This window comes from Rhodopila globiformis (genome assembly GCF_002937115.1).
Classification (GTDB): Bacteria; Pseudomonadota; Alphaproteobacteria; order Acetobacterales; family Acetobacteraceae; genus Rhodopila; species Rhodopila globiformis.
On the sequence record NZ_NHRY01000120.1, the window covers coordinates 1 to 9,085 of the forward strand.

Genomic DNA, 9,085 nt, shown 5'->3' on the forward strand with positions numbered 1-9,085 from the left:
CCAATCGCCGCTCGCCGCGGACCTACGACCGCGACCTCTACAAGGCGCGCCATCTGATCGAAAATTTCTTCGCCAGGCTCAAGCAGTTCCGTGCCATCGCAACCCGCTATGACAAGACTGCCCGCAACTTCCTCGCCGCGGTCCACCTCGCCGCCGCCGTCGTTTGGCTTAATTGACGACACGCCCTAATTTCTCGGGACTGCTCGCGCCGTTTCAGCCCGTCCCGGCAACCTTACAGCATTGCGGCAGGTGCTCAACTATCATCGCTCCATCGACAGCTTATGGAGACGACGATGCGCAAGCCACGGGACTTCGACGCGGAACTGAAAGCGCTCGACGACAAGGCGCGCGAGCTCAAAGCCCGCAAGGTACAGCAGCTTGGCGAACTGGTGATCGCCACCGGCGCCGATGCGCTTACCGCCGAGGAACTCGCCGGCGCGCTGATCGTGCTGGCCGAAACCAAGGATGCCGGAAAGAGGGAGGCATGGGCGAAGCGCGGAGCTGCGTTCTTTCAGGGGCGGACACGGCGAACTGCACCGGCGCCTGACCGCGACACGGGCGGCGCTCCGGCGCAACCGGGCGGCGCGCAACCGGCATCAGGCGGCGCGGGCGCGGCATGACATGCGCACCTGGCAGGTCGAGCGCCGCGAGCGCACGCGGCATCTGATCGAACTCGGTGGCCTTGTCGTCAAGGCCGGGATCGTGAACCTGACCGATGATGATCGTCCAATGATCTACGGCGCGTTGCTTTGGATGGCCGACAAGCTCCAAAGCGATCAGGGCGAGCACGCACGAAGCCTGTGGGTCGCAAAGGGGAAGCAGGCGTTCGCGGATGACTGAGCATCAGTATCCCCAAATGACGCGCCCCCTTCGACGTGCGTCGTGGTCATGGAAAGAGAACGCGCTCTAAGGCATCGGCCAGCTCGCGCCGTTTGATGGAGGCGTTTACCCACTTGAAAGCCGTTGCCGGCTGAAGAGTTGGCTGAGCCGGGCCGAGGCCGCATTCTGGCCAAGCTTGATTGCTCAACGCTCGCAGACATCGCGCTATCGCCCCGCCGTCGCCCTGATCGGCCAATCTGACAGATGGATCGTCGGTCCTATACCGCAGTGGCCGACTGTCCCTTGATCGCAGCGCAAAGCCAGCTCTCGAGCGCATCAACCTCGGGCGGCAACTTGATCGCCTCCCCACCGGAAAATGCGTGGAAGGCATCCTGATTTAGCCCGTTCAGGCCGACGAGCACGGGCAGGCCACGGCTAAGCGCTTCCGCGATCGTACCTCGGAAGCCGCGACCTTCGGCCTCGTGCTTTCCAAACTTGTTCACGATGAGCGCGTGGACGCCACCGCGCAGCCGCGACTCGGTCAGCCCGACGGCGGTTTCCAACGCCGCGGGATCGAGGCGGCAGCCACGTGCCGCGGGCCCAAGATCCTGCGATATGCGGATCACTGGCCCGGCGGGCAGCACTTTCACATCCATGTCGCAGGGGCCGCTGCCAGCTTGCTCAGTGTTGATCTGGACGGTGCCGGCGAGGCGCAGGCCGCGCGCGGTGAGCCGTGCGGCGAGGCGAGCGAGAACAAGGTCTGTATCTCCGCGGCGGGGCGACCTCGTGTAGGCGATCTGCATGGCGCAACCTTTCAGAGGCGGAAGGGAAGAAACTCGATCCATCCGCCGGGCGGTATCGTCTCGGTCTCGGCTGGCAGAAGCGCAAAGCCATCGAAGCCCACGATATCGGAGACGCGATGCGAATGGGTTGCGGACGGGAAGCTGATCACCTCGCGCCCGCCGCCATCAACGCCAATAAGCCGCGCCGGCCGGAATTCGCAGCGCCCGGGCTGATGGGAAAGCGGCCTCTCGGCCACCACATAACGGCGCAGGGGCCGCGTCGCAGACGCGCCCGAAAGACGGTCGAGCACACGACCGCCGAATAGCACCCAACTGGTCAGCACCGCGAGCGGATTGCCCGGAAGTCCAAGCCAGAGCGCGCCCCCGAGCGTGCCCAGGGCTGCCGGCTTGCCCGGTTTCATTGCGACCCCGGCAAAGTGAAGCTGTCCGCCAAGACGGGTCATGGCCGGGCGCAAAAAATCCGCCGCGCCGACCGAGATCCCGCCGGTGGTGACCACGAGATCGACCTCGCGCGACAAACCGCTCAGCGTGTCGGCAGTCTCGTCAAGCCTGTCCCTGATTCGTTTTGAGGTGACGAGTTCCACCTCTGGGCGGTCGAGCAGCGCCGCCAGCATCGGGCCATTCACGTCATGGATCGCCGTGGGCGAAAGCGGGTCACCGGCCGCGCGCAACTCGTCCCCGGTGATCAGCAGCGCAACGCGGATGCGCCGCCGTAGGGCAAGCTCTTTCCGTCCCGCCGCCGCGGCGGCGGCGATCTCGGCCGGCCCAAGGCGATCCCCCGCCGCCAGGACCTGCGTTCCGGCCGCCATGTCGGACCCTGCGCGGCGAATATTTTCTCCCGGGTTTGGGCGGCGTTTCAGTAGAATGCATTCTCCTTGGCGGTGGACATCCTCCTGCGTGATCACCGCCGATGCTCCCGGCGGGACCGGCGCGCCGGTAAAAATCTGCGCGGCGCTGCCTGCAGGGAGCGCACGACCCGCTTTTCCGGCTGCGATGCATCCGTCAATGCGCAGCCGCCATAGCACCGGGCCGGCAAGTGCCGCCGAATCGAGCGCATAGCCGTCCATGGCCGCGTTGTCGAAAGGCGGCACCGGGCTTTCGGTGATAACTGCTGTTGCCAGAACCCTGCCCTGCACTTGGCCAAGGGGCAGAACCTCGGCCCCGGATACGGGCGCAACCACGCAATCGAGCAGAGCCAGCGCGTCATCCACGCTCACCAGACCGCTGGCGACATCCGCCGTACCGCAACCGCAGGTGTCGGAGGAAAGCGGATCAATCGGGCTCACGGCGATCCTCGCCGCGGCCTCCCGGAGGCGCGATCAACATGGCGCAGGATCCGGATCCTGTCCTTTCACCGCGATTAGGATGCCCCGCTCGCGTGGGAGGAGAGAGCGGCGGGATGGTGTCTCGTACAGCGGCGAACAAATCGGCGAGCATCGATCCGAGCAGCGCGATATAGGGGCTATCCGAGCAAGACAGCAGATGCGCGAAAGTATCGGCCCACGGCTCGATGTGCTCGCCGAGGAATTCGCCAATCAATGTACGATCGGCGTTGTCGTCATGCGCTGCGTCGAGCAAGGCCGCAAGAAATGCCAACAAGACGCCGACATGGTCGAGCGGACGGTTGGCGCCAGCGAGAATTGGATCGGAAGGAAGCTCGGAAGGCTCAAAGCCCGCCGCATCGTACCAAGAGGCAAGTGCATCACCGCCGTCGTAGCGAGGCGTGCCGAAATGCCAGTAAGCTTGGGTCTGCCGGGCCTGTCGGAGCACATGCGCAACCGGCGGCACAAAACACCCAGACTGGACGATGCACAGGTGGTCGTAGAAGTCCTGCCGCGACTGCGCCAAATCCAACGCGCCGCCGGCTGCGCGTTCCATAGCCGAAAGCGTCGCCGCGTCCGGCGCGTTGAGCAGCAGGCGCGAGGCCGTTTCAGCCAACCGCGCCAACTCTAGATCGCGGAGAGTGGGGTCAAGCATGCGCCGTCTCCTTCTCCAGCCGTGCCTTGGTATTGTAGAACACCACGCTGCCGCCGGCTAAATCCATGAGAGGCATTTGCCAGATATCGGGATCGCGGCGCATAATGGGGTTGAGGTGGATGCCGGTGCGGCGCACCGCGTCGCCCATAACGCGCTTGCCATCGACGCTGTAGTTGGTTGCGCCGTAACCCCAGTGCCCGTAGCCGACCTCGAACAGGATGACACCAGGTCGGATGCCCTGCAGCACGACCGCACGCCCCCTGCGCTTGCCCTCAGGCGTCACCACCCAGACCCAATCGCCGTTCGCGATGCCCAGGCGCTGCGCGTCGGCTGCGGCGATCTGCACGCCGTTATTCGGAGTGATCTCGCGCAAGGTGTAGTTCGACGCCAACCGGGAGTGAGACTGAAGCGCGCCCTTCATGGTGATGATGGTTAGCGGCCAGTCCTTAGGGTCATCGAGTGCATCGAGATGTTTGCCCAAGGCCGTCGCGGGTTCTACCCAACGCACGGTTCCGTGGAAGAATTCGCCGTTCATGCTGTTGCGCGTCGTTCCGGTCTTTTCGGCATAGAAGTGCAGCGGCTTGGTATACTGATAGGCCAGTTGATCCCCCTTGCGCGCGCCAGTGTGCGGCTGGAAGCGCCCGCCGCGCACCAGGCAGCCCATCACCTGCGGCCATTCCCCGGGCTTGAGGCTGTCGCCGTAGGTCTTGTGGAAGGCGTCGAGCGCGGTCACCTCGATTTCCTGTGGCGACGCCGCCGGAACCTCGTCGCCGCCCACGCCCTTGGCGGCAACTAGATTGGCCACCGCCTTGAGGTAGAAATCCTCACGGCGATTCAGCGGCCAGTACTTGCCATCGGCATCGGGTATGCCCTTGTCGCCATAGCCCGGCATGCCGATGCGCTTTGCCACATCGATCAGGAATTCTTCCAGGCACACATGACGGCCGTCGGGGGTCGTCGAGGTCAGGTTGACGGCCGGCCAGCGTACGCCCGTGCCCTTGGTCAGCGTGGTTGGGAACGTGTCAACTAAATCCCAGCTCTCCAGGTGGGACACATCGGGCAGGATGTAGTCAGCGAACATGCTGGAATCACCGACAATGATGTCCGACGCAATGATCAGCGGAATGTTCTTGGGATCCTTGATCGCATCGAGGAACTCCGGATTGCCCTGACCCGGCACGCTGTAGAGCGGAGTGGCCTTCTGCCACATCAGGATATCCACGCCGTAGGGGTAGCGCTGCACCGCCGACGGCAGGGTTTCGGTGTACATTGCAAAGCTCAGCGGGAACCAGGGGCGCTTGGCCGGATACGGATTCTTCCCGGCGGCAACCTGAGTCTTGTACTCGCTGGTATCCTCGTAGTGGAACTTTTCGCGATTGATGATCACGCCCTTGGCCAGCCCCTCGGCCTCTGGCACGCTGTCGATGTCGTATGGGCCTTTCTTGACCGAGTATCCGCCGCCGCCGGCGGTCAGGCCACCGGTCCAGTTCATGTTCCCGACGAGCAAGTTGAGCAACAGCACCGCCACGCCGTTGTAGTAGCCATTGGGATGCTTCACCACGCCGCGATACATGGTGCTGGACGCCTGCCGGCCGTAACTTGTGAACTCGCGTGCCAGCTCAATGATTCGTGGCGGCTCGATGCCGCAGATCTGGGCGTATTCATCGATCGTGTGCTCCTCCGCCGCCTCCTTGAGCAGACGAAACGCAGTCTTCACAGCGACGCCGTTAACCTCTCCGGCAAAGTCGATCTGCGCGGTCTTGACACTCGCCGCTTGTGCGGGCTTGCCGCTCGCCGAATCAATCACGACCCGGTCGTCCTCACCGGTGGCGCCGGGCCTGCCAAGGCCCGCGACTTCTGCGGTCAGGAAGCGTCGCGCCTGCGGATGCTTGGGATCGACGACCACCAGATGGGTGGAATCGGTATGTGAAAGTTCTCCGGCGGACTGCGCGGCTGCCAGCGTCGGATAGGATAGATACGGTGCGTTGTACCGCTGGTTCTCGATAATCCAGCGGATCATAGCCATTGCCATCGCGCCGTCAGTGCCCGGCCTTATCGGCAGCCAGCTCGCTCGGTCACCGACGACACCGCCGCGGCTGAGCTTGGGATCGACGACGACATACTTCAGCCCGTCGGGCTTGGCGCGCGCCTCGGCGACGTATTTGCCCTGGGTCTGCATCGGGAAATTGGCGTCGCCCGGCTGCGTGCCCCAGTAGATGATGAACTTGGCCTCACGCACGTCGGGCTGCGTCATGTTGATGCCTGAAAAGACGTGCTGATGCGCGATGTGGTGCGACAGCTCGCATTCATTGACGTGGTCGAACACGTTGACGCTGCCGAAGGTATGCACGAAGCGCTCGACGAACGTCATGCGCGTGCCTACCAGCCGCCCGCCCTGCAGCACGAAGCCGTTGGTGCGCATGCCAAGCTCGGGGGCCTTTGGATCGATCAATTCATTGCGCTTGGCATAGAGGCCGCGAAAGCCAAGGATCTCCATGTCTTTGCTCGCCGGGTCGTTGGTGTCGGCAAAGATCTTGCCGCCCTCGGTAACTTCGGTGACGAGCGTTTCCCAGGAGATCGGTTTCCACTGGCCGCTGCCGCGCTGGCCCACACGCTTCAGCGGAACCAGCACGCGATAGGGGTCGTAGGTGGATTGAATGCCGGTATTGCCGCGGGCGCAGACCGTCCCTGGCAGGGCGGCGGTGTCGATCAGCGGCGTGGTCACGGCGGTGTATTCGCTCAGGGTGTTGGGGTGGTAGGGGTTGCCGATGATGCGCTGGATGCGGCCCGTCTTGCGGTCGATCTTCACCCGCAGCCCGCACTCGCTGTGACATTGAAGATCAACCGTATGGTGCAGGGTCCATTGCGGGTTGGGCACGAGCTGTCCGCTTGCCCTGTCGCGCAGCCACTCGGGCGTGTTGGAGTTCCCATAAATCGGGTGCAGGGCCTTGCGACCGCGTTGGCGGAGTGGGACGAGATCGATCAGTCGCCGGGAGAAGCCGATCGTGCCAGCGCCCAGACCCGCGACAGCGCCCAAGGCGAGAAGTCCGCGACGTGAGATATTCATGATGTCAGACCTTGTTCGTCGCTGCAAAGGGAGCGGATTGCGTGTCACGCGGCATCGCTGCAAGTAACGCCGCCAGGATGCCGAGGAACAACAGCACGCTGACCCCGGTGTACCAGAGCTCCTCGAAATTCAGATGGAAGGTGTAGTAGCCGGCGCCACTGCGGTTGATCGCCTCTCCGCCGAGCACGATACCGATCCGCGTCGCATAGGAACCCCAGGTCGCGGCGAGCAGAGCGATCCACCGCATGCCGAAACTGCGACCGGTCGGCAGTGCAAGCAGCAGCAGCGGGATGAGCAGGCCGATGATGGTCCAGTGCCAAGTGATGTAGGGGGCATAGGGTCCCATGAACAGGTTCGCGGCACGCAGTTCCTCGATCGAGCCGAAGCGGCCGAGCCACCACATCCATCCGTACCAGACCACCAGACAGGTCCCCAGCGCCACGAGCGCGGCGCCGCGAAGGATGTCGCGTTGCGTCCGTGGCCGCACACCCGTCACCAGCCAGGCCAGGGCCGGAATCAGAGTCAACTCAGCGAGTGCGGCTACAGCCATGGCGCTGCCCAGAAACAGCACGGCTTCATGTTCATACTATGTATCATGCCCCAGAGGCTGAGGAAAGTGCGTAAGCAGGTACCTTAATTGGGACGGGTCAATGAGCTTTGTCGCTCCTTCGCAACCAAGATGATCATGCGCGCCGACAGCAGCAAACGTCTGACGATCTTCACTGAGGCCGAGAAGCTCGCCCTCTACGGTCTGCCCGACTTCGATGACTTCCAGCGCGCGGAGTTCTTTGCCTTCAGCGAAGAGGAACTGTCTCTGGCGGATCGGCGCCAAGGAAATTTCGAACGCCTGCACTGCCTGCTGCAGCTGGGCTACTTCAAGGCCAAGCACGCCTTCTTCAGCCTGACCACGGATATGGTGCCGGCAGAGGATATCGGCTTCGTGGCCGAACGCTACTTCCCAGACAGTGTGGTGCAGCTCCGCCCGCTGAGGCCGTCCGAGTTCTATGCACAGCGGGCCGAGATTGCCCGGTTGTTCGGCTTCCGGCTCTGGTCGGCAACTGACCGTCCGGCTCTTGTCGAGGCCGCCATGGAGCTGGCCAGGCGAGACGTGACGCCGAGCTTCATCGGGCTTGAACTGTTGGGGATGCTGAAAGATCGCAAGATCGTGCGGCCCGGCTACACCACGCTGCAGTCCGTGATCGGTGCTGCCCTGACGGTCGAGCGCAAACGCTTGGACCACTTGGTCGAGACCGCGCTCGATGCCCAAACAATCAAGGCGCTGCGGGATCTGCTTGTGCGGGAGGGAACGCTGGCCGATCTGGCCGCGTTGGCCGAACTGAAGAAGGATGCCCGCAACTTCCGCCATAAGATGATGATGGTCGAGCGGCAGAAACGCACCACCCTGGCGCCGCTCTACCGGACCGCCAAATCCCTGCTGCCGACCTTCGGCATCTCGCAGCAGAACATCACGCGCTACGCCGATCTCGCCCTGTTCTACACGATCTACGACCTGCGGCGGATGAAGCCGGCGCAGGCCTATCTATACCTGCTGTGCTACGCATGGCAGCGCTTCCGCCAGCTCAGCGACAATCTCGTCGACGCCTTTGACCATCACCTGTCGCACATCGAGGATGAGACAAAGGCCAAATCGATGGAAGCCTTTGTTCAGGCTCAGGCCAAGCGGCAGCAGGAAGCGCCGCGCGTGGGCCGCGTTCTGCTGCTCTATGTCGACGCAGACGTCGACGACGCCACGCCGTTCGGCATGGTCCGGAAGCAGGCCTTCGCCATCCTGCCGCGAGAGGCGCTGCTCAGCGCTGGCCAGCGGTTGTGCGAGGAGCCTGTCAACCAGATGGAGCTGCGGTGGAACGAAATCGATCGGGCCGCGCCACGGATCAAGAAGAACCTGCGCCCGCTCGTCATGGCTTTGGACGTCTCGGCCGTCTCGCCAGCCAATCCCTGGTGTGCGGCGCTGTCCTGGATGCGCACGGTCTTCGCCTGTGAGCAGCCGCTGAGCCAGCGGCCGATCGCTGAGGTCCCGACCGGCACAATCCCCAAACAGCTGCACCGTCATCTCTACGTGCTCAATGAAGCCGGCACCCCGGTCCGTCTGCGCGGCGACCGCTACGAATTCTGGATCTACCGACAACTCTCCAGGCGTCTGGCGACAGGCGAACTTGCGGTCGACGACAGTCTGCGTCACCGCCGCTTCGGCGACGAACTGGTGTCGCCGGAGCAGACAGCTGCAATCCTGCAGACCCTCACGATCCCTTGGGTGACCAACCCCGCTGAGGCCTCAGGTATCCCCTCATTTTAGCCATAGCATGGCATCGACACAAAAGAATCGGCAGCGCGGCCGGGGATTCTGAAAAGAATCACGGTCCCGGCGCTGATGTAAGGTTCTTGCGTTTTGCGCCGAGCC

Annotated in this window: 9 protein-coding genes; 4 read left to right on the forward strand and 5 right to left on the reverse strand. The window is 63.6% G+C overall.

Going from position 1 to position 9,085, the window contains the following annotated elements:
- The 3 genes from CCS01_RS11845 to CCS01_RS11855 all read left to right on the forward strand — a co-directional run.
- Positions 1 to 176: transposase (locus tag CCS01_RS11845; RefSeq protein WP_146101497.1), on the forward strand; the 176-nt coding region annotated here is incomplete at its 5' end.
- 105 nt (positions 177 to 281) lie between these two features.
- Positions 282 to 620, forward strand: a complete 339-nt coding sequence (locus CCS01_RS11850) for a conjugal transfer protein TraD (RefSeq protein WP_104519034.1) — start codon at positions 282 to 284, stop codon at positions 618 to 620.
- 1 nt (position 621) lies between these two features.
- Positions 622 to 840 carry a conjugal transfer protein TraD gene (locus CCS01_RS11855; protein WP_104519035.1) on the forward strand — a complete coding sequence of 73 codons (219 nt, stop codon included), beginning with the start codon at positions 622 to 624 and terminating at the stop codon, positions 838 to 840.
- Between the two features lie 257 nt (positions 841 to 1,097).
- On the opposite strand, the gene CCS01_RS11860 is transcribed toward CCS01_RS11855, so the two are convergent.
- The 5 genes from CCS01_RS11860 to CCS01_RS11880 are packed head-to-tail and all read right to left on the reverse strand — an operon-like array spanning position 1,098 to position 7,237.
- On the reverse strand, positions 1,098 to 1,622 hold the full coding sequence (locus CCS01_RS11860; protein WP_104519036.1) for a DUF2478 domain-containing protein: 525 nt from the start codon (positions 1,620 to 1,622) through the stop codon (positions 1,098 to 1,100).
- 11 nt (positions 1,623 to 1,633) lie between these two features.
- Positions 1,634 to 2,908, reverse strand: coding sequence for a molybdopterin molybdotransferase MoeA (locus tag CCS01_RS11865; RefSeq protein WP_104519037.1), 1,275 nt, complete (start codon positions 2,906 to 2,908; stop codon positions 1,634 to 1,636).
- Positions 2,895 to 3,599 carry a molecular chaperone TorD family protein gene (locus CCS01_RS11870; protein ID WP_104519038.1) on the reverse strand — a complete coding sequence of 235 codons (705 nt, stop codon included), beginning with the start codon at positions 3,597 to 3,599 and terminating at the stop codon, positions 2,895 to 2,897. Before CCS01_RS11870 ends, CCS01_RS11865 begins: the two co-directional genes overlap by 14 nt.
- Positions 3,592 to 6,666, reverse strand: coding sequence for a molybdopterin-dependent oxidoreductase (locus CCS01_RS11875; RefSeq protein ID WP_104519039.1), 3,075 nt, complete (start codon positions 6,664 to 6,666; stop codon positions 3,592 to 3,594). Before CCS01_RS11875 ends, CCS01_RS11870 begins: the two co-directional genes overlap by 8 nt.
- Positions 6,667 to 6,670: 4 nt before the next feature.
- Positions 6,671 to 7,237 (reverse strand): hypothetical protein, encoded by a 567-nt coding sequence (locus CCS01_RS11880; RefSeq protein WP_104519040.1) that lies wholly within the window; start codon positions 7,235 to 7,237, stop codon positions 6,671 to 6,673.
- 114 nt (positions 7,238 to 7,351) lie between these two features.
- On the opposite strand from CCS01_RS11880, the gene CCS01_RS11885 reads away from it, so the two are divergent.
- Positions 7,352 to 8,980 carry a DUF4158 domain-containing protein gene (locus CCS01_RS11885; RefSeq protein WP_158258353.1) on the forward strand — a complete coding sequence of 543 codons (1,629 nt, stop codon included), beginning with the start codon at positions 7,352 to 7,354 and terminating at the stop codon, positions 8,978 to 8,980.
- Positions 8,981 to 9,085: the final 105 nt, after the last annotated feature.